This window comes from Streptomyces sp. NPDC028991, assembly GCF_055564775.1.
Window position 1 is genome coordinate 1 of record NZ_JBVHVP010000027.1, and the last position, 18793, is coordinate 18793.

The 18793-nt window shown below is 73.2% G+C and carries 19 protein-coding genes; 8 read left to right on the top strand and 11 right to left on the bottom strand.

Annotated elements, in window-relative coordinates; all coding sequences use genetic code 11:
* Nucleotides 1-126: 126 nt before the first annotated feature.
* Nucleotides 127-732, top strand: coding sequence for a GTP cyclohydrolase I FolE (gene folE, locus ACZ4V1_RS31565; RefSeq protein WP_468343084.1), 606 nt, complete (start codon nucleotides 127-129; stop codon nucleotides 730-732).
* Between the two features lie 14 nt (nucleotides 733-746).
* Here the strand turns inward: folE and ACZ4V1_RS31570 are convergent, their stop codons facing one another.
* From ACZ4V1_RS31570 to ACZ4V1_RS31595, 6 genes are all read right to left on the bottom strand, one after another.
* Entirely contained in the window at nucleotides 747-1235 is a 489-nt protein-coding gene (locus ACZ4V1_RS31570) for a DUF3180 domain-containing protein (RefSeq protein WP_468343087.1), read from the bottom strand.
* A gap of 59 nt (nucleotides 1236-1294) precedes the next feature.
* Nucleotides 1295-1906, bottom strand: a complete 612-nt coding sequence (folK, locus tag ACZ4V1_RS31575; protein ID WP_468343090.1) for a 2-amino-4-hydroxy-6-hydroxymethyldihydropteridine diphosphokinase — start codon at nucleotides 1904-1906, stop codon at nucleotides 1295-1297.
* Nucleotides 1903-2262: a dihydroneopterin aldolase gene (gene folB / locus ACZ4V1_RS31580; RefSeq protein ID WP_055418628.1), complete on the bottom strand. Its 360-nt coding sequence runs from the start codon at nucleotides 2260-2262 to the stop codon at nucleotides 1903-1905. The genes folK and folB overlap by 4 nt, the downstream gene beginning before the upstream one ends.
* Nucleotides 2263-2510: 248 nt before the next feature.
* Nucleotides 2511-3014 (bottom strand): nuclear transport factor 2 family protein, encoded by a 504-nt coding sequence (locus ACZ4V1_RS31585; protein WP_468343093.1) that lies wholly within the window; start codon nucleotides 3012-3014, stop codon nucleotides 2511-2513.
* A complete protein-coding gene (folP, locus tag ACZ4V1_RS31590) occupies nucleotides 3011-3901 on the bottom strand; it encodes a dihydropteroate synthase (RefSeq protein WP_468343096.1) in 891 nt (296 codons plus the stop codon). The genes ACZ4V1_RS31585 and folP overlap by 4 nt, the downstream gene beginning before the upstream one ends.
* 70 nt (nucleotides 3902-3971) lie before the next feature.
* Nucleotides 3972-5783: a phosphatidylglycerol lysyltransferase domain-containing protein gene (locus ACZ4V1_RS31595; protein WP_468343099.1), complete on the bottom strand. Its 1812-nt coding sequence runs from the start codon at nucleotides 5781-5783 to the stop codon at nucleotides 3972-3974.
* A gap of 231 nt (nucleotides 5784-6014) precedes the next feature.
* Between ACZ4V1_RS31595 and ACZ4V1_RS31600 the strand changes: the two genes are divergently transcribed.
* Together ACZ4V1_RS31600 and ACZ4V1_RS31605 are read left to right on the top strand one after the other, a co-directional pair.
* Nucleotides 6015-7211, top strand: a complete 1197-nt coding sequence (locus tag ACZ4V1_RS31600; RefSeq protein ID WP_468343102.1) for an alpha/beta hydrolase — start codon at nucleotides 6015-6017, stop codon at nucleotides 7209-7211.
* A 167-nt stretch (nucleotides 7212-7378) separates the two neighbouring features.
* Nucleotides 7379-8668 (top strand): hypothetical protein, encoded by a 1290-nt coding sequence (locus ACZ4V1_RS31605; protein WP_468343105.1) that lies wholly within the window; start codon nucleotides 7379-7381, stop codon nucleotides 8666-8668.
* A 39-nt stretch (nucleotides 8669-8707) separates the two neighbouring features.
* On the opposite strand, the gene ACZ4V1_RS31610 is transcribed toward ACZ4V1_RS31605, so the two are convergent.
* Nucleotides 8708-9982, bottom strand: a complete 1275-nt coding sequence (locus tag ACZ4V1_RS31610; protein ID WP_468343108.1) for a PH domain-containing protein — start codon at nucleotides 9980-9982, stop codon at nucleotides 8708-8710.
* Nucleotides 9983-10284: 302 nt separating this feature from the next.
* The gene (locus ACZ4V1_RS31615) at nucleotides 10285-10815 is read right to left on the bottom strand and encodes a PH domain-containing protein (RefSeq protein ID WP_468343111.1); all 531 of its coding nucleotides are present in this window, start codon (nucleotides 10813-10815) and stop codon (nucleotides 10285-10287) included.
* A 31-nt stretch (nucleotides 10816-10846) separates the two neighbouring features.
* On the opposite strand from ACZ4V1_RS31615, the gene ACZ4V1_RS31620 reads away from it, so the two are divergent.
* Nucleotides 10847-11998, top strand: coding sequence for an NADH-quinone oxidoreductase subunit D (locus ACZ4V1_RS31620; protein WP_468343114.1), 1152 nt, complete (start codon nucleotides 10847-10849; stop codon nucleotides 11996-11998).
* Here ACZ4V1_RS31620 and ACZ4V1_RS31625 read toward each other — a convergent pair.
* On the bottom strand, nucleotides 11963-13051 hold the full coding sequence (locus ACZ4V1_RS31625; RefSeq protein ID WP_468343117.1) for an SAM-dependent methyltransferase: 1089 nt from the start codon (nucleotides 13049-13051) through the stop codon (nucleotides 11963-11965). The two genes, ACZ4V1_RS31620 and ACZ4V1_RS31625, sit on opposite strands and share 36 nt — an antisense overlap.
* A 118-nt stretch (nucleotides 13052-13169) precedes the next feature.
* Between ACZ4V1_RS31625 and ACZ4V1_RS31630 the strand changes: the two genes are divergently transcribed.
* Genes ACZ4V1_RS31630 through ACZ4V1_RS31640 form a run of 3 tightly spaced genes read left to right on the top strand, consistent with a single transcriptional unit; the run spans nucleotide 13170 to nucleotide 15800 of the window.
* Nucleotides 13170-14372, top strand: a complete 1203-nt coding sequence (locus ACZ4V1_RS31630) for a sensor histidine kinase (RefSeq protein ID WP_468343119.1) — start codon at nucleotides 13170-13172, stop codon at nucleotides 14370-14372.
* 53 nt (nucleotides 14373-14425) lie between these two features.
* Nucleotides 14426-15100 (top strand): response regulator transcription factor, encoded by a 675-nt coding sequence (locus ACZ4V1_RS31635; RefSeq protein WP_310871979.1) that lies wholly within the window; start codon nucleotides 14426-14428, stop codon nucleotides 15098-15100.
* 40 nt (nucleotides 15101-15140) lie between these two features.
* On the top strand, nucleotides 15141-15800 hold the full coding sequence (locus ACZ4V1_RS31640; RefSeq protein WP_468343122.1) for an AAA family ATPase: 660 nt from the start codon (nucleotides 15141-15143) through the stop codon (nucleotides 15798-15800).
* Nucleotides 15801-15873: 73 nt separating this feature from the next.
* On the opposite strand, the gene ACZ4V1_RS31645 is transcribed toward ACZ4V1_RS31640, so the two are convergent.
* The gene (locus ACZ4V1_RS31645; protein WP_468343125.1) at nucleotides 15874-16980 is read right to left on the bottom strand and encodes a DUF5937 family protein; all 1107 of its coding nucleotides are present in this window, start codon (nucleotides 16978-16980) and stop codon (nucleotides 15874-15876) included.
* A gap of 161 nt (nucleotides 16981-17141) precedes the next feature.
* Between ACZ4V1_RS31645 and ACZ4V1_RS31650 the strand changes: the two genes are divergently transcribed.
* A complete protein-coding gene (locus ACZ4V1_RS31650) occupies nucleotides 17142-17357 on the top strand; it encodes a hypothetical protein (protein ID WP_468343128.1) in 216 nt (71 codons plus the stop codon).
* Between the two features lie 41 nt (nucleotides 17358-17398).
* On the opposite strand, the gene ACZ4V1_RS31655 is transcribed toward ACZ4V1_RS31650, so the two are convergent.
* Nucleotides 17399-18574, bottom strand: a complete 1176-nt coding sequence (locus tag ACZ4V1_RS31655; RefSeq protein ID WP_468343259.1) for a threonine aldolase family protein — start codon at nucleotides 18572-18574, stop codon at nucleotides 17399-17401.
* Nucleotides 18575-18793: the final 219 nt, after the last annotated feature.

The window sequence follows — 18793 nt, forward strand, 5'->3', positions numbered from 1 at the left end:
GCTCCGGCCCCGGCTCCGGAACGAGCCCCGGAGGACCGCCCGGAGAGCTGACTCAGCCCCTCCCGGTGGCCCCACCAGGCCCGGAATGTATGCCGACCGCAGGACAGTACAGGAACGAGGCATCAGATGACCGACCCCGTGACGCTGGACGGCGAGGGCCAGATCGGCGAGTTCGACGAGAAGCGGGCCGAGAACGCCGTACGCGAACTGCTCATCGCGGTCGGTGAGGACCCGGACCGCGAGGGCCTGAGGGAGACGCCGGCGCGGGTGGCGCGGGCGTATCGGGAGATATTCGCGGGGTTGTGGCAGGAGCCGGGGGACGTGCTGACGACGACGTTCGACCTCGGACACGACGAGATGGTCCTGGTGAAGGACATCGAGGTTTTCTCGACCTGCGAGCACCACCTCGTCCCCTTCAGGGGTGTCGCGCACGTCGGCTACATCCCGTCGACCAACGGCAAGATCACCGGCCTGTCCAAGCTGGCTCGCCTGGTGGACGTCTACGCCCGCCGCCCGCAGGTGCAGGAACGTCTCACCACGCAGGTCGCGGACTCCCTGATGGAGATCCTGGAGCCGCGTGGCGTGATCGTCGTCGTGGAGTGCGAGCACATGTGCATGTCGATGCGCGGTATCCGCAAGCCCGGCGCGAAGACCATCACGTCGGCGGTGCGCGGCCAGTTGCGGGACGTCGCCACGCGCAACGAGGCGATGAGCCTGATCATGGCGCGCTGACGCCCGTCGGCGGGTCAGGCCGCCGTGGCCGCGCCCGGGTGGTCGTCGTCCTCGTCCTCCGGAAGCTTGCAGACGCGTTCCAGGAAGATCGCGGCCGCTATCACGCCGATGCCCGCCACGACCGAGAGGCCGGCGTAGACGGCCTGGTCGCGGCGGGCCGGGATGTCGAGGTACTCCAGCAGGAAGACGCCCGTGCCGCCGTACATACCGGCGACCAGGGCGGCCACCAGGGCGCTGGCCTGGCCGAAGACGACCGCCCGGGCCGCCATCATCGGGTCGACGCCCTTGGCGTCCGGGACACGGTCTCGCTGGGCCTTCAGGCGGGCGCGGATCGACAGCGCCGTCGCCAGCAGGATCACGGCGATCAGCGCGAGGACGATGGGGGCGGCCAGGGGAACGCTCGGGAGAGTCCCGATCGAGTTCCACAGGCGGGCGCCCGCCCAGGACAGGATCCCGGCGACGACGAACACGGCGGCCAGCACCCTGATGCGCAACTCTTTCACGGTGTCCCGGTGTCCCTTCGGTTCCCTGCGCGGCCGTCTGACCCTGTCGACCTTAACGACTACTCGGGCAGCCGGAGTTCCAGGTCGGCGCGGGGCGCGACGCCGGCCCGCGTGACGGCGTCCAGGAGGTCGGCGACCGGGCCGTGTCCCGGCAGGTGGGCCCCGGGGTCCACGTCGTGCCAGGGGGCGAGCACGAAGGCGCGTTCGTGGGCGCGCGGGTGGGGCAGGGTGAGCTGCGGGTCGTCGGAGACCACGTCGGCGTAGGCGACGATGTCGACGTCGAGGGTGCGGGGGCCCCAGCGCTCGTCGCGGACGCGGTGGAAGGCCTCCTCCACGGCGTGCGCCCGCTCCAGCAGGGAGGACGGGGGCAGGGTGGTCTTGAGGACCACGACCGCGTTGAAGTACGACGGCTGGCTGCCGGGGTCGACGCCCCACGGCTCCGTCTCGTACACCGGCGAGACGCCCTTGACGCGCACGCCCGGAGTGTCCTCCAGGGCGTCGATGGCGCCCTGGAGGGTCTCCAGGCGGTTGCCGAGGTTGGCGCCGAGGGCGATCACCGCGCGCTTGGGGTTGGACAGCGTGATGTCCGCGGCGTCGACCTTCTCGATGACGGAGGCGGGCACCGGCTGTACGGTCGGGTCGCTGGGACCCCTGGTGAACGGGGCGCTCATACACGGCTCCGGATGATGGTGACGGTCACGTCGTCGAAGGGGACGGTGATCGGTGCGTCCGGCTTGTGGACGCAGACCTCGACCTCCTCGACCCCTTCGTGCTTCAGACAGACCTGGGCGATGCGCTCGGCGAGCGTCTCGACCAGGTTGACGGGCTCGCCCTCGACCACGGCCACGACCTCCTCGGCCACGATGCCGTAGTGCACGGTCTTCGCCAGGTCGTCGTCGGCCGCGGCCGGTCGGGTGTCCAGGCCGAGGACGATGTCCACGAGGAAGGTCTGGCCCTCCGCGCGTTCCTTGGGGAACACACCGTGGTGCCCGCGGGCCTTCAGGCCGCGCAGCGCGACACGATCCACGCGAATCACTCCTGCAGTCGTCGGTCTCGGCCGGTCCTCACCACGTGCGGGCGGTAGGCCGGCCTCAGTCGAATCTACCCGCGGGCACCGACAGCGCCGGGCCACGGGGGGTGTGGGGCGGGGCGGAGGCCAGGAGGTTTCACCGTGCGTTTTCCCTGGCGGCCCCGGTGGATCACGGGTTGGTAGCCGCCCATACCCGGCGGCCCGTGATTCCAACCACTTCTTGGCCCCCCGGATACCTCCCCGGTTCAGGGAGGGGTGTCCTCGCCCTCCTCGTCCTCGGTCTCGGCCAGCACGGGGGAGGCGTGGTGCGACCAGAGCTTCCAGCCGGAGGGCGTGCGCCGGAAGGCGTTGGTGGCGACCACGAGCTGGCCGACGAGCGGACCGAGCTCGTCGCCGCCCTCGGGGGCGGGGCCACCGCTGAGGATGTTCTCGGTGCAGGTCACCACGGCGGTGTCGCCGGTCACGGAGACGTGCACGTCGGTGAGGAAGAACTGGATGTAGTCCGTGTTCGCCATGATCAGCGCGTAGGAGCGGAGGACCTCGCCGCGGCCGGTGAGCACCGGCCAGCCCGGGTGCACGCAGGAGACCACGCCGGCGTCGGCCGGGTCGTGGTACGACTCGTCGATGCCGAGGTCGGACGGGGTGAGCCAGAACTCGGACACCTTTTCGAAGTCGCCCTGTTCCAGTGCCTCGTAGAAGGCGGTGTTGGCGGCCTCGACCTGTTCGACGTCGAGGTGGGGCGCGTTCACCGGGCTCCTTCCGGTCCGCTGTCCGCCGTCCGCGCCCCTTCGACGGCGCGCGCGACCCGTACGGCGTCGGCGGTGGCGCGTACCTCGTGCACGCGTACGGCCCACGCGCCGGCGTGCGCCGCGAGCGCGGAGACGGCGGCCGTGGCCGCGTCGCGCTCGCGTGCGGGCGGCGGAGCGGCCCCCGGTCCGGCGAGGACCCGGCCGAGGAACCGCTTGCGGGAGGCGGCGACGAGCAGCGGGTGGCCGAGGCCGTGGAGGCGGTCGAGGTGGGCCAGCAGCACCAGGTCGTGCTCGGCGTCCTTGGAGAATCCGAGCCCCGGGTCGACGACGACGCGGTCGGGGGCGACGCCGCCCTCGACGACCGCCTGCACGCGCGCGTGGAGCTCGTCCACGACCTCGGTGACGACGTCGTCGTAGGCGCCCCTGACGTTGCCGCCCTCCAGGAGGCCACGCCAGTGCATGACGACGAAGGGCGCGTCGGCGTCGGCGACGACGGGGATCATCCGGGGGTCGGCGAGGCCGCCGCTGACGTCGTTGACCAGGGCGGCGCCCGCCGCGAGGGCCTGCTCGGCGACCGAGGCGCGCATCGTGTCGACGGAGATCGTGACGCCCTCGGAGGCCAGGCCGCGCACGACCGGGACCACGCGCCTGAGCTCCTCGTCCTCGTCGACGCGGGTCGCGCCGGGACGGGTGGACTCGCCGCCGACGTCCACCAGGTCGGCGCCTTCGGCGACCAGGTCGAGGCCGTGCTTGATGGCCGCGGTGGTGTCGAAGAAGCGGCCGCCGTCGGAGAAGGAGTCGGGGGTCACGTTGACGACCCCCATGACCGCGCAGCGGTCCCATGCGGTCAGTCCCGCCAGGTGGCGGCGGCCGGTCTGCTTGCTCATGTGTTCAGCGTAGGCCCCGCAGGTGGCGGCCTTCCCGCGCGGCCCGGCCCCGGGGTGCGGACGGGTTTCCTCACGCCGTCCGGGCGTCCTGCTCCACCACCCGGTGGGCGCACGGGCGGCGCGTGCCGGTGCGGCGGCGCAGGAAGCGGGGGAGGGGCGGGGCGAGGGTGACGAAGCCCTCGGCCTGCATGGCGGCGAAGCCGATGCGCGGCAGGTCGGCGGAGGCGCGGTAGACCACGAACCGGGGCTCCCACCGGGGGCGGAACTTGGCGTTGAACTTGTACAGGGACTCGATCTGGAACCACCGGGAGAGGAACACCAGCAGTCCGCGCCAGGCCCGCAGCACCGGCCCCGCGCCGATCTTCTCGCCGCGGGCGAGCGCCGCGCGGAACATGGCGAAGTTCAGCGAGACGCGCGCGATGCCGAGCTTCGGGGCGCCCTGGAGCGCGGCCACGATCAGCAGTTCGTTCATGCCGGGGTCGGCCGAGCGGTCGCGCCGCATCAGGTCGAGCGACACCCCGTCGGTGCCCCAGGGCACGAAGTGCAGGATCGCCTTCAGGTCGCCGTACTCGCCGGGCTCGGCGTCCTGCTTGTGCGCGGTGGCTATCAGGCAGTCCCCGTCGGAGGGGTCGCCGATGCGGCCCAGCGCCATGGAGAAGCCCCGCTCGGTGTCGGTGCCGCGCCAGCCGTCGGCGGCGCGGCGCACGCGGTCCAGCTCGGCGTCGCCGAGGTCAGCCACGCGCCGTACCCGGGTCTCGTAACCGGCGCGCTCGATGCGCTTGACCATCTGGCGCACGTTGCGCATCGCGCGGCCGGCGAGGGAGAAATCCGCGACGTCCACCACCGCCTCGTCCCCCAGTTCGAGGGCGTCGAGCCCCGTCTCGCGGGTCCACACCTCGCCGCCGGTCTCGGAGCAGCCCATGACGGCGGGCGTCCAGGAGTGGGCGCGGGCCTCGTCCATGAAGCGTTCGATGGCGCCGGGCCAGGCCTCGACGTCGCCGATCGGGTCGCCGCTGGCCAGCATCACCCCGGAGACGACGCGGTAGGTGACGGCGGCCTTGCCGCTGGGGGAGAAGACCACGGCCTTGTCGCGGCGCAGCGCGAAGTGGCCGAGGGAGTCGCGGCGGCCGTGTCTGGCGAGCAGGGCGCGCAGGCGGGTCTCGTCGTCCTCGGTGAGGCGCGCGGCTGGGTGTTCGGGGCGGAAGGCCAGGTAGATGGTGGTGATGGCGGTGATCAGACCGAGCGCGCCGAGGGAGAAGGCCACCGTCCAGGAGGTGTTGCCGCGGTAGCCGACCGGGCCCTCGACGCCGAACAGGCCGTAGAGGACGTGGGTGATGCGGTCGGCCAGGCTCGGGGCGCCGACCATGCGGTGCGGGTGGGCGTTGACGACGAGGAGCCCGAGGGCGAGGGAACCGGCGCCCATGAGGACGAAGTTGGTGAGCGCCCGCCACCGGCTGCGCGGGTCGGGCAGCGCCGCGAACTGGTCCCGGTGCCGGAGCAGGGGCAGGAGCAGCGCGAGGGAGATCAGCACCCCGACGAGGGAGTGCCGGTACGTGAACTGCGCGACGGCGCCGAGCGGGAGCAGGGCCACGGCCGCCCGCCACGCCCGGCGTTTTCGGCGCTTGAGTCCGTGGGCGAGCAGCAGCAACAGCACTCCGGCGCTGAGCGAGAGCGCCGCCGCGAACGGACCGAGCGCGCCGGGCAGTACCTCGGCGAGGGAGTGCATGCGGCTGTGCCGGAACCGTGGGAAGACGCCGGCGGCGATGTCCAGCAGGCCCACGAGCGCGCAGGCGCGGCCGACGAGGAGGGGCACGGCCTCCGGACGAGGGCCGCGCGGCAACCGACGTACGCTGGTGGGCTTCGTCGGAACCCCACCCGACATTTCCTCATCTGTCCTGACAGACATCGCACCCGTAGTTCTGCGAGAGACCGTGGATCCGGGCCCGTTTCGGGCATCCGGCGACATTGCGCCCTCTAGGACGGTCTCTTGGCGGGAGAGGTTCACTCCGCCCGATCGGAAAGCCCGCGGGGGCGCGACGGGGGTGCGAACGGTTGGTGGTCCGGGCGGACGGTCCGCACGGACGCATGGAAAACGCAGGGCGGGTAGCAACGCATGGGTCTCACAAGCAACACGGTGCTGGCGCTGGCGGTCCTGTCCGGCGTGCTGCTCTTCACCGGCACGGTGTGGCTGTGGCCGCGGCTGGCCGGGCGGACCTGGCGGGCGGTCCTCGGGCGGGTGGGTCTGCTGTTCGCCACCCAGTCGGCGGTCTTCGCCGCGGTCGGCCTGGTCGCCAACCAGTCCTTCGGCTTCTACGCCAGCTGGGCGGACCTGTTCGGCCGGGAGAACGGCCGTGGCGTGGTCGTCGACCACTCGGCCGACGAGGCCGACGGTCCGCTGCGGGTCGTCGGCGACCGTCGGGTCACCCGGACGGGCGGGGCGCGGCCGGAGGTCACCGGCCGGATCCAGGAGATACGGGTCGTCGGCCGTACGACACGGATCGCGTCGCCCGCCTACGTGTATCTGCCGCCGGAGTACTTCCAGGCGCGGCACCGCGCCCGTACGTTCCCCGCGGCCGTCGTCCTGACCGGGTACCCGGGCACGGCGTCAGCGCTGGTGGACAAGCTCGAGTACCCGCGTACGGCGCTCGACCTGGCCGGGGCGGGCCGGATGCGCCCGATGATCCTGGTGATGCTGCGGCCCACGGTGGCGCCGCCGCGGGACACGGAGTGCGTGGACGTGCCGGGCGGTCCGCAGACGGAGTCGTTCTTCGCCGAGGACCTGCCCGAGGCCGTGAGCGCCCACTACCGCGTGGACCGCGGGCCGGGCGGCTGGGGCGTCGTCGGCAACTCGACCGGCGGCTACTGCGCCCTGAAACTCGCCATGCACCATCCCGAGGTGTACGGCGCGGGGGCCGGGCTCTCCGCCTACTACGACGCGCCCAGCGATCCCACCACGGGCGATCTCTTCCAGGGCGACGAGGGACGGCGGAACCGGGCCGACCTGTGGTGGTGCCTCGAGAACACGCCCGCGCCCGACACTTCACTGCTCGTCACCAGCAGCAGGTCCGGCGAGACGAACTACAAGGACACGCTGAAGTTCATCGAGCGAGTGAAGGACAAGAAGCCGACGCGCATCTCGTCGATCATCCTGGAAAGCGGCGGGCACAACTTCAATACGTGGCGGCGCGAGATTCCCGCGACCCTGGAGTGGCTCGGCGAGCGGCTCGGCGAGCGGCTCGACGGGCGTCCCCAAGGGCGTCCCGATGAGCGTCCCCACGAGCGCCCCGATGGGCGTCCCGACGGGCGGTGACGGACGGCGTGGTGGGTGGTGGCGGGCGGTTCACTGGAAATGATCTTGGAGTAATTCGCTTGCCGCCGGGCATGTGGATTCCTGACGCCGTGTGAATGCGCCGGAGATGGCTGTGTTTTTACGGGGCGGGGCGCCAAGATTCGCCTACGCGCGGTAAGTTTCTGGCCATGCCACGTGGACGTCACCGCCATTCCCCGCCCCTGCACAGGCTGCTTCCTCCGTCGGCGATCGCAGGCGTCTCCGTCGTCTGCGCCCTCGGCCCCTGGGTGTTCAGCGAAGCGATGATCCTGCGCTCACTGGCCGCGGCCGCCGCGGTGACGGCCGTCGTCGGCGCGGTCGTCATGCGGCATTGGGACGCGCAGGCGGGCAGGCGGGTTGCCGACCTCACGCGCGCGCGGGCGAGCGACGAGTGGCGCTACGAGGAACGGGTCGCCGAACTGGAGTCCGACCTGGAGGAGTCGCGCGAGCTGCGCGTGAAGCTGGAGCACCGGCTGCGTGCGAAGCGCACCGAACTGGCGGGACTGCGCAACGAGCACGCCGCCCTGCTGCGGCGCTACGCCACGGCGGAGACCGAGCGGGCCACCGCGCTGGAGGGCCGCCGCCTGCTGGAGATAGAGGCCGTGCCGCAGGCGCCCGCGCTGCCGGCGGCACGCACGGCAGCGGTGGAGGAGACGCTCCCCGAAGGCGCCGCGACCGCCGGGGAGGCCCCCGAGGAGGCCGCTGCGACCACGGAGACCACGGAGACCACGGAGACCACCGAGGCTGACGAGGAGGCCCCCGCGGTCTTCTCTCCCGAGGGCTCCCGGCTGTTCCTGCGGGCGAGCGCGGCACTGGCGCGTTTCGACGAGGACCCGCCCGCCGCACCGGACGGCGGCGACCGTGACGGCGGCGCGGGCCCCGACGGCGGCGGTGACTCCGACGACGACGGTGGCGGCGGCAACGGCGGCGGCGAGAGCGTGGAGGCGGCCGAGTCCGCGCGGGAGGGCGAGGCGCAGGGGCGGCCCGAGGCGGCCGGCGAGCACGAGCAGCCCGCCGCCTCCCCGACGACTCGGTCCGGTCGGTCCGGCCAACCCGGTCGGCCCGACCAGGCCCACGAGCGGCCCGCGCAGCCCACCCAGGCCACCCGGCAGGCCGCCGGGCACTTCACGGTGCCGACCGCGGTGGCCGTCGCACCGACGGCTCCCGCGCGGCGTCCGACGGCCGAGGGCGGCTTCGACTTCTTCGGCACGAAGAACGCCGAGGACGGCACGTCGCCCGACGTCCTGGAGGCCGTGCAGAACGAGGACCTCGCCGACGTGGTCGGCCAGGAGGCCCTCGCCCTGCACAAGGCCGAGGCGGAGGCGGCCTTCAAGCCGGCCGGCGAGGAGTCCCGCGGCGTGGGCCAGGTGATCGACCTGACGGCCCACGACGAGACGGAGCAGATCGACGTACAGCGGCTGCGCAGCGCGGTGTCCTGACGACGGCCGGCTCCCCGGCCGGCTCCGGTCGGCCGGGCCTCAGGCCATCCACCGGTCCGGCAGCGCGTCCCGCCGTCCGGTCCGGGACCGCTCCGCCTGCGCCCGCAGCAGCCGAGCCGCCTCGTCGGCGTCGCGCAGCCGCGCGGTCACGGTCTTGTTCGCCCCCGTGTCCACCCGTACGTCGGCCAGCCGCAGCGCTCGCTGCCACGGCCCCTGGGTGAGCCGGACACTTTGCACCTTGGCGTGCGGCACCAGCGCCAGGCTGCGGCGCAGCAGCCCGTACCGGGCGGCGAAGACCGCGTCGGTGACGGCGAGCCCGTAGCCGCGCCACCACAGCGGCCGGCAACGCGCCGCCCGCCGCGGCGGGCGCGACAGCACCGCGTCCGCCGGCACGGTCACCCCGGGCAGCACGCGCGCCACGACCGACTCGGCGATCTCGCGCGGGGCCACCGGCAGCAGCACGGAGTTCGACGACCCGGCCACGTCCAGCTCCACCCGCACCCACCCGCGCCGCCGCCACAGCACCGGCTCCACGATCCGCACGGTCTGCACCCGGCCCGGCGGCACGGTCTCGTGGGCGCGGTCCAGCAGCCCGTGGTCGAGGCGCAGCCCGTCCGGGGACTCGGCCACCGTCCAGTCGTACTCCCCGACGAACCGGCCCGCGCTGCTCGCGCCCGCCGCGCCCAGCAGGGGCAGGGCGGTCGCCAGGACTGTCCACAGGTTGTGGGTGGCCAGCCACAGCAGCGTCGGTACGACGACGGCGGCGATCAGCGTGCCCCAGGTCGCGCCGGTCAGCAGCAGTGAGACGGCGAGGACGCCGGGCGGCACGCGCAGCAACTGCCGCGAGGGTGCCTCGCCGACCTCGTGCGCGGTCTCGGGCGCGAGTCCGGCGGCGCGCGCGAGCAGCTCGGCCCGTAGCGCGCGTGCCTCGTCCGCGCCCAGGAAGGCCAGTTCGTCCTTCTTGCCGGTGCCTATGACGTCGAGTTTCAGCTTGGCGACCCCCGCGACGCGGGCGAGCAGCGGCTGGGTGACGTCGACGGCCTGGATGCGTTCGAGCCGGATGTGCGCGGTGCGCCGGAACAGCAGGCCGGTACGGATGCGCAGTTCGGTGTCGGTCACCGCGAAGTGCGTGAACCACCAGGTCAGGAAGCCGTACAGGGCGGCGGCCGGGATCAGCACGGCGAGCCCGATCAGCAGCGTGGTCGTGGTCAGCCGCGACAGCTGGCGCTGCGCCTGATCGGGGTCGTGCACGGCCCACCCGACGATCACGGCGACCGGCGCCCACGCTCGGCGCAACGGTGTGACGGGGTGCAACCGCCGTTCGACGACACCGCTTCCGGGCCCGGTGCCACCGTTTCCGGGCCCGGTGCCACCGTTTCCGGGCCCGGTGCCACCGTTTCCGGATCCGATGCCACCCTTTCCGGGCCCGGCGACGTCCTTCTCGGCCCCGTTCACGCGCTCCTCTGTCCGGCTCCCGCCCCCGCTCGTGCCGTCCCCGCCCCCGCTCGTGCCGTCCCTGGCCCCGCTCGTGCCGTTCCCCGCCCCGGCAACGCGGTCCTCTGCCCCGGTCGCGGTGTCTCCGGTCCCCGCCGGGCCGTCCGCGGCCCCGGGCCCCGTCACAGCCCCGCCGATCGGGCCTCGCCCAGCTCGGTGAGCCGGTCGCGGAGGCGTTCCGCCTCGGCCGGGTCGAGGCCGGGGATGGTCGCGTCGGTCGCCGCGGCGGCCGTGTGGAGCTGCACGCTGGCCAGGCCGAAGTGGCGCTCGACCGGGCCCGAGGTCACCTCGACCAGCTGCATCCGCCCGTACGGGACGACGGTCTCCTCCTGCCACAGCACGCCTCGGCTGATCAGCAGGTCGTCGGCGCGCTCGGCGTACCGCCAGGATCGCCAGTTGCGCTCCAGCATCATCCAGCCCCACGCCAGCAGGGCCGCCGGCAGCAGCGCCAGGGCCGCCCAGAAGGGGCCCAGGAACAGTCCGGGCAGCAGACCCGCGGCGAGCGTCAGCAGGCCCAGCCACACCACCAGCGACAGCCGCCGCATGCGTAGCAGCCCCGGCGGCAGGCCGGTCCACACCGGCTGGTCCCGCACCGGCTCCGTCGGCTCCGTCGGCTCCGCCGTGCCCGTGTCGTCAGGGCTCCCCGTCTCCATGGAGCCAGCGTACGTAGGGGACACTGTGCGCATGACTCCTACGACGGAGACCACGGTCGGTATCGGCGGTGCCGCGGAGAGCACCGACATGGTGCTCAACATCGGGCCCCAGCATCCGTCCACGCACGGCGTGCTGCGGCTGCGGCTCGTCCTGGACGGCGAGCGCATCACGAGCGCGGAGCCCGTGATCGGCTACATGCACCGCGGCGCGGAGAAGCTGTTCGAGGCCCGTGACTACCGTCAGATCATCGTGCTCGCCAACCGCCACGACTGGCTCTCGGCGTTCTCCAACGAGCTGGGCGTGGTCCTCGCGGTGGAGCGGATGCTCGGCATGGAGGTCCCCACGCGCGCCGTGTGGACGCGGACGCTGCTCGCGGAGCTGAACCGGGTCCTCAACCACCTGATGTTCCTCGGGTCGTACCCGCTGGAACTGGGCGGCATCACCCCGGTCTTCTACGCCTTCCGGGAGCGGGAGGTCCTCCAGAACGTCATGGAGGAGGTCTCCGGCGGGCGCATGCACTACATGTTCAACCGCGTCGGCGGCCTCAAGGAGGACCTGCCGGCCGGCTGGCCCACGCGCGCGCGGGGCGCCGTCGCCGCCGTGCGTTCGCGCATGGACGTCTTCGACGACCTGGTGCTCGGCAACGAGATCTTCCGGGGGCGCACACGCGGGGTCGGTGCCCTGTCGCCCGAGGCCGTGCACGCCTACGGCGTCAGCGGGCCGATCGCCCGCGCCTCGGGCGTCGACTTCGACCTGCGCCGCGACGAGCCGTACCTCGCCTACGGCGAACTCCAGGACACCCTGAAGGTCGTCACCCGCACCGACGGCGACTGCCTCGCCCGCTTCGAGTGCCTCCTGGAGCAGACGCACAACGCCCTCGCCCTGGCCGACGCCTGCCTGGACCGCCTGGCCGAGCTGCCGCCCGGGCCGGTCAACCAGCGGCTCCCGAAGGTGCTGAAGGCGCCCGAGGGCCACACGTACGCGTGGACCGAGAACCCACTCGGCATCAACGGCTACTACCTGGTCAGCAAGGGCGAGAAGACCCCGTACCGGCTCAAGCTCCGCTCGGCGTCGTACAACAACATCCAGGCGCTCGCGGAGCTGCTGCCCGGGACGCTCGTCTCGGACATGGTGGCGATCCTCGGCTCACTCTTCTTCGTGGTCGGGGACATCGACAAGTAGTGCGGCGGCGTCGACGGGGCCCACCGGCTGGAGCAGCCACACGAAGTCGCCCAACCCGCCCGGCGCGAGCAGTTCGGCGGCCTGCGAGGCGCCCGCGAGAGCGCGTACGTACGCCGCCGGGTCGGTGGAGGCCAGCGCGAGCGGGGGGCGTGCGCCCGTGACACCCAGGGCGCGCAGGGCATCGCGCTGGGGGCGCAGCAGCGCAGCCGGGGGCGTGTGCTCCGGAGCGCACCTCGCCGCGTGGGCCGCCGCGCACGCGTCCAGCGCGACGTGCGCGGTGATGTCGCACGACCCGTCCGGCACCGGTGCCGTCTCCCGCCCCTCGCGGAAGCCGGTGAGCGTCCCGAACGGCGGGCGGGTGTCCACGGTGTGGGCGTAGTCGGCGGCCACGGCCAGTCCCTCGTCCAGGGCCGACACGGCGGACGCCCAGGCGGCGTCCCTGGGGAGCCCGATCTCGGCCCGCAGTCCCGCCTCTGCGGGCAGCGGCCACCACCGCGCCAGCCACTCGGCCTCCGCCCCGTCCACCGGGTCCCCGAGCCGTTCGGACCCGTCGTCCCGGACGAGGATCCGCCGCGCCACGCCCGCGGAGTCCACCTCCGCCACCTCCACCGGTACGTTGTCCAGCCACTCGTTGGCGAAGAGCAGTCCCGTCAGCCCGCCGCCCGGCGGCTCGGCGAGCCACTCGATCCGGTGATCCAGCCCTTCCGGGCGGCCGGCCACCTCGACGGCGTACGCGCGCGTGCGGGCGGCCACGTCGGCGGGCAGCACGGCCAGTACGCCGGTGACGAGCTCCCCCCGGCCGGCCGCCATGTCCACGAAGTCCAGCGAGGCGGGCCGCCCCAGCGCCTCGTCGACCCGGCACAGCAGCCGTGCCACGGCTCCGGCGAACAGCGGCGACGCGTGCACGGACGTCCGGAAGTGCCCGGCCGGCCCCTCGGACGCGCGGTAGAAACCGGCCGGTCCGTAGAGGGCGTCGTGCGTCGCTTCCCTCCAACCCCGCCAGTCCTGCTGCGCCCCTGAAGCCCCTCTGACCCCTCTTGTCCCTCGTCTCACAGGGCCAGGCTAGGCGCACGGGAGAACGGAGCCTCCACCTTGCGGAGTATGCGCGGAGGATGCGGATCGGCCCTCCGGTTGACCCCTGCACCTATCTCCCTTCCCTACGCTTGGTTACGTGCAGCGCCTCTACGACTTCCTCCGCAGACACCCGATCGGGGTCGACTGCTTCTGGGCCCTCGTCCTGCTCGGGGTCTCCGTCATGTCCATGGCTCCGCAGGAGGAAGCGCGGGGGACGGACGCGACGCCGCTGATCGTTCCCTTCGTCCTGCTGCTGTGCGTGGTGATCGCGCTGCGCAGGCTGATGCCGGAGAAGATGCTGCTGCTGGCCGCCGCGCTGGGCCTGGGGCAGCTGGTGCTGGACGTGTCGACCATGCCGGCCGACTTCGCCCTCCTGGTGATCGTCTACACCGTGGCCGCGACCGGCGCCCGCTGGGCCTCCCGGACCGCGCTGGCCACGGGGCTGTGCGCCGCCCCCGTCGCCCAGCTCCGCTGGCCCATGGAGGACGCGGGCATAGCGAGCAATATCGCCGTAACGGTCTTCCAGGCGGTGCCCTTCGCCCTCGCCTGGGTCCTCGGCGACTCCATCCGCACCCGCCGCGCCTACTTCGCGCAGCTGGAGGAACGGGCCGCGCGGCTGGAGAGGGAACGCGAGGCGCAGTCCAAGGTCGCGGTCGCCGCGGAACGCGCCCGGATCGCGCGCGAGCTGCACGACGTCGTCGCGCACAACGTCTCGGTGATGGTGGTCCAGGCCGACGGCGCCGCCTACGTCCTGGACGCCGCCCCCGACCAGGCGAAGAAGGCACTGGAGACCATCTCCTCCACCGGCCGCCAGGCCCTCGCCGAGATGCGCCGCCTGCTTGGCGTGCTCCGTACCGGCGAGCACCAGGAGGCCGGCGAGTACGTCCCGCAGCCCGACGTCCGGCAGATCGAGGACCTCGTCGAGGAATGCCGCGGCTCCGGGCTCCCCGTCGACTTCAAGGTCGAGGGCACCCCGCGCGAGCTGCCCAGCGGTGTCGAGCTCACCGCGTACCGGATCGTGCAGGAGGCGCTGACCAACACGCGCAAGCACGGCGGCCCCAACGCGGGCGCGAGCGTGCGCCTGGTCTACTTCGACGACGGGCTCGGGCTGCTCATCGAGGACGACGGCAAGGGCGCCCCGCACGAGCTCTACGAGGAGGGCGGCTTCGACGGCCAGGGCCACGGCCTGATCGGCATGCGCGAGCGGGTCGGCATGGTCGGCGGCACCCTGGACGCGGGCCCGCGGCAGGGCGGAGGATTCCGCATCAGTGCGCTGCTGCCCCTGAAACCCGCACACTGACACCCGCCCCCATACGCACGTACCGCGTTGACACCTGTAAGGAAGAGGCCCCGATGGCTATCCGCGTAATGCTCGTCGACGACCAGGTGCTGCTGCGCACCGGGTTCCGGATGGTGCTGGCGGCCCAGCCGGACATGGAGGTCGTCGCGGAGGCGGGGGACGGTGTCGAGGCCCTCCAGGTACTGCGGTCCACAGCGGTGGACGTCGTCCTGATGGACGTCCGCATGCCCAAGCTCGACGGCGTCGAGACCACCAGCCGGATCTGCGTGGACCCGGCCGCGCCCAAGGTGCTGATCCTGACCACCTTCGACCTCGACGAGTACGCCTTCTCGGCGCTGAAGGCGGGTGCCTCCGGCTTCATGCTCAAGGACGTGCCGCCGGGCGAACTGCTCGCCGCGATCCGCTCCGTGCACAGCGGCGACGCGGTGGTCGCCCCCTCGACCACCCGCCGGCTCCTGGACCGGTTCGCGCCGATGCTGCCGGCCACTGGCCAGGAGCCCCGGCACAAGGAGCTCCAGCGGCTCACCGAGCGCGAGCGCGAGGTGATGGTGCTGGTCGCGCAGGGCCTGTCCAACGGGGAGATCGCGGCCCGGCTCGTGCTGTCGGAGGCGACCGTCAAGACGCACGTGGGCCGCATCCTGACCAAGCTCGGGCTGCGGGACCGGGTGCAGGTGGTGGTCCTCGCCTACGAGACCGGACTGGTGCGGGCGGGCGGCGGACAGGGCTGACCGCGCCCCGTGACGGGCCCGCGTCGGTAAGGTGCCCCGCATGCTCCTGTGGATCAACGGCCCCTTCGGGGGCGGCAAGACACAGACCGCACACGAGATACGGCGCCGGCTCCCCGGCAGTGTGATCTGCGACCCCGAGCACGCCGGCTTCGGCCTGCGCCGCGTGCTGCCGCCCGAGCTGCGCGGGGCCCGCGGGCGGAGCCCGCTGATAGACGACTTCCAGGATCTGGCCTCCTGGCGGCAGGGCGTGGTGGAGGTCCTCGACCTGGCCCTCACCCGGCAGGACGGTGTGGTGATCGCACCCATGACGGTGACGGACTCCGGCTATTTCGCCGAGACCGTCGGCCGGCTGCGCGAACTGGGCCACGACGTCCGCCATTTCACCCTCCTCGCGGAACGCGAGACCGTACTGCGACGGCTGCACGAGCGGGGTCTCGGACAGGTCCTGCGGTACGTCGCCGGGAAGGACGCCGGACTGCGCCGCGAGAGCTGGGCCGTGCGGCGGCTCGACCACTGCCTGGAGCGGCTGGCCGAGCCGGAGTTCGCCGAGCACCTGTGGACGGACCACGCCACCGTCCCGAAGACCGCTGACCGGATCGCCGTGCTGGCGGGGCTCACCCTCGAGCCCAACCGCGAGGGCGCGCTGCGGACACGGCTGCGGCAGGCGGGCGTGGGGCTGCGCCACATCCGTTTCGACTGACCGCGTTCCCGCGGTGGTTCAGCGGTGGTTCAGCGATGGTTCAGCGGTGGTTCAGCGGTGGTTGTGCGGTGGGTCAGCGGAGTATGCCCTCCAGGAAGTCGCTGCCCAGCCGGGCCACCACCGTCACGTCCAACTGGTGCAGGACGTACCGGCCGCGGCGGCGGGTGGTGATCAGACCCGCCTTCTTCAGCACGCCCAGGTGCCGGGATATCTCCGGGGGCGTCACGCCGTGCGCCTGCGCCAGCTCGCTGGTGGTGTACGCGCTGCGGGCCAGGTGGCGGCAGATCCGCATCCGCACCGGGTGGGACAGCGCGGTCATCCGCAGCGTGAGCTGCTCGACCGACGGCGGTGAGGCCAGCTCGGGAGAGCCGACGGGGTAGTGCAGCACCGGCTGCCAGTCGTGCCGGTGCAGGACCATCAGATGCGGCCAGCCCAGGCTCGTCGGGACGAGCAGCAGCCCGCCGTCCGCCGTCGCCGAACGGCCGTCGCCCAGCTTGTCGACCGTGATCCGCGCGGCGCCCTCGTCCAGCGTGACCGCCGGGGACACGGCGGCCAGCGCCTCGGCGAGGCCCTTGCGGTGCAGCAGGTCCGTCTTGTGGCGGGCGTCCGCCGTGAGCTGGTGGCGCAGGCGCGCCCAGGCCTCCGCGAAGAACGCGTCGTCGCAGTCCCGCGCGAACTGCCGCAGCCAGCCCCGGATGAGCGGCGGGTCGGCCAGCAGCCGCTCGCTGAAGCGCAGTTGCTGCGGTCCGCGCGCGGCGGCCAGGTCCAGTGCGCGCCGGCGCACCTCGGCGTCGGTGAGCGCGGAGGTGCCACCGGTGCTGTACGGCAGGGCGCAGGTGAACTCCAGCGCCGCGTCCACGAACTGCTCGTCGGACAGTTTGTCGAGCAGGTCCAGATCCTCGGCGAGGGTGGCGCCGGGCAGCGTGCTGCGGCCCGGCACGCCGGCGAACGGCATGAACAGGTCCGAGAAGGTCGTCCGCCACAGGAAGTCGGCCTCGCACATCCGGTCGGCCAGATGCGAGTCCAGCCGGGCGGTCACGCCCGTCGCCCAGCCCTGCAGGCCCGGGTGGTGTCCCGGCTCGGACAGCGCGTGCAGCGCCATGCCCAGCTCGGCCAGCGGTGAGGGCACGACGGCGATCCTCTCCGGCCGCAGCCCCGTGATGTCGATGCGCACGCTCATGTCCTCATGGTGCACCCCGCCACCGACAACGCCGCCGCCGATTGACCGTCGCCGTCAATCGGCGCGACCGCGGAGCCGTACCGGAGCAGCCTGGAGTCACCAGGGCAGCCGCGGAGCCCGTTCCCTCTTCAGCCGCTACGTCTCCCGAGAAGGCGATCCCCATGAGCATCACGCAGCAGTACCTCCTCGACACCTACCGTGCCCGGCAGCTCGGCGAGCAGGCGCCGCCCGCACCCGGCGCCAACGACTGGCAGGTCGTGCGCGAGTGGCACGACCGCCGCCAGTTCCAGGCCGCGCTCGCCGGCCGCCCGGCGCACGGGCGCGTGCGGCGGGCCCTGCACCGGTGGCGGTCCCTCCGGCCGCGGGCTCTCGGCTGACACGAGCCGTTGGCCGGGGCGGGCGGCCGGCGCGCTGCCGTTCAGCCCGCCAGCCGGGCCGCGAAGTCGGCGACCGCCGCCTTGACGTCGTCGGACGTCCAGTCCAGGCCCGCCTCGTCCACCCCGACCTCGGTGACGGCGAGCCCGGGGCCGGGGGTGTCCCACCCCCGCGAGAAGAGCAGGGTCCCCGTCTCCTCGCCCTGCCGGACCGCGGCCTCGCCGACGACCTCGGCGTCGTACGGCAGCCAGACCTGGAACTCGTGGGTGTGCGGCTCCTCGGGGTGCACCCGCGCCCACGGCAGCCCGGCCGCCGCGAAGCCCTCCCGCAGCGCGGCGGCCACCACACGCGCGTGCGCCACGTACTCCGGCAGCCGGGGCAGCTCGCGCTCCAGGCCGGCCAGGGCCGACAGCACCGTGGGGAACTGCTGGAACACCGCGCCGCCGTACCGGTGCCGCCAGGCCTTCGTCTCCTCGATCAGCGTCCGGGGGCCGGCCAGGGCGGCGCCGCCGTAGCCCTTGAGGGACTTGTAGAACGAGACGTACACGCTGTCCGCCAGGCCCGCGATCGGGGCCAGTGGACGGCCGAAGTGGACGGTGGTCTCCCACAGGCGGGCCCCGTCGAAGTGGACCACCGCGTCGCGCTCCCGCGCGGCCTCGACGACCTCGGTGAGCTCCTCCCAGGTGGGCAGTACGAAACCGGCCTCCCTGAGCGGCAGCTCCAGCATCAGCGCCCCGAACGGCTCGTCGAAGTCGCGCACCTCGTCGGCGGTCGGCAGCCGGGGCTCGCTGGTCACCCGCACCGGGCGCAGCCCGCTGACCAGGCTGAAGGCGTCGCGCTCGTGCAGCTCGGGATGGCTGAGCCCGTGCAGGGCGACGACCGGGTTGCCGGTGCGGCCCGCCCAGCAGCGCAGGGCCACCTGCTGGGCCATGGTGCCGGTCGGGAAGAAGGCGGCGGCCTCGGCGCCGAGCAGGGCGGCGACCTTCTCCTCCAGCGCCTCCACGACACCGTTGCCGTACACGTCGGCCGGCGCGGCGAGGTCGTACAGCTCGGCGGCCCCGTCCAGCAGGGCGAGCCGTTCGCGCAGGGTGGTGGCGAACCCCGGGCCGACGAGTACGCGCCGGGCGCCGCGGTGGGCGGTCACGCGCCGCTCCCGGAGCCGCCCGGCGCGCTCCTGGGCCGATTCCGCTTGCTCTGCTTGCTCTGCCGTATCGCTCATGCCGGTGTCGCTCATGCCGGGATCATGCCGTGCGGACGCCGGCGCGGGCACCCGGGTTTCCCCACAGGTTCCGCCACCGGTTCCGCCACGCGTTCCCGCGCGCGGTGAACGCGTGGTGAAGGTGTGCCGCGCCCCCGCACGGAAACCCACAGCCTGTGGACGACCGGACGTCCCCCGAACCAATCGCGTTAACATGACGAGAAATCGTCCGGTACCCCG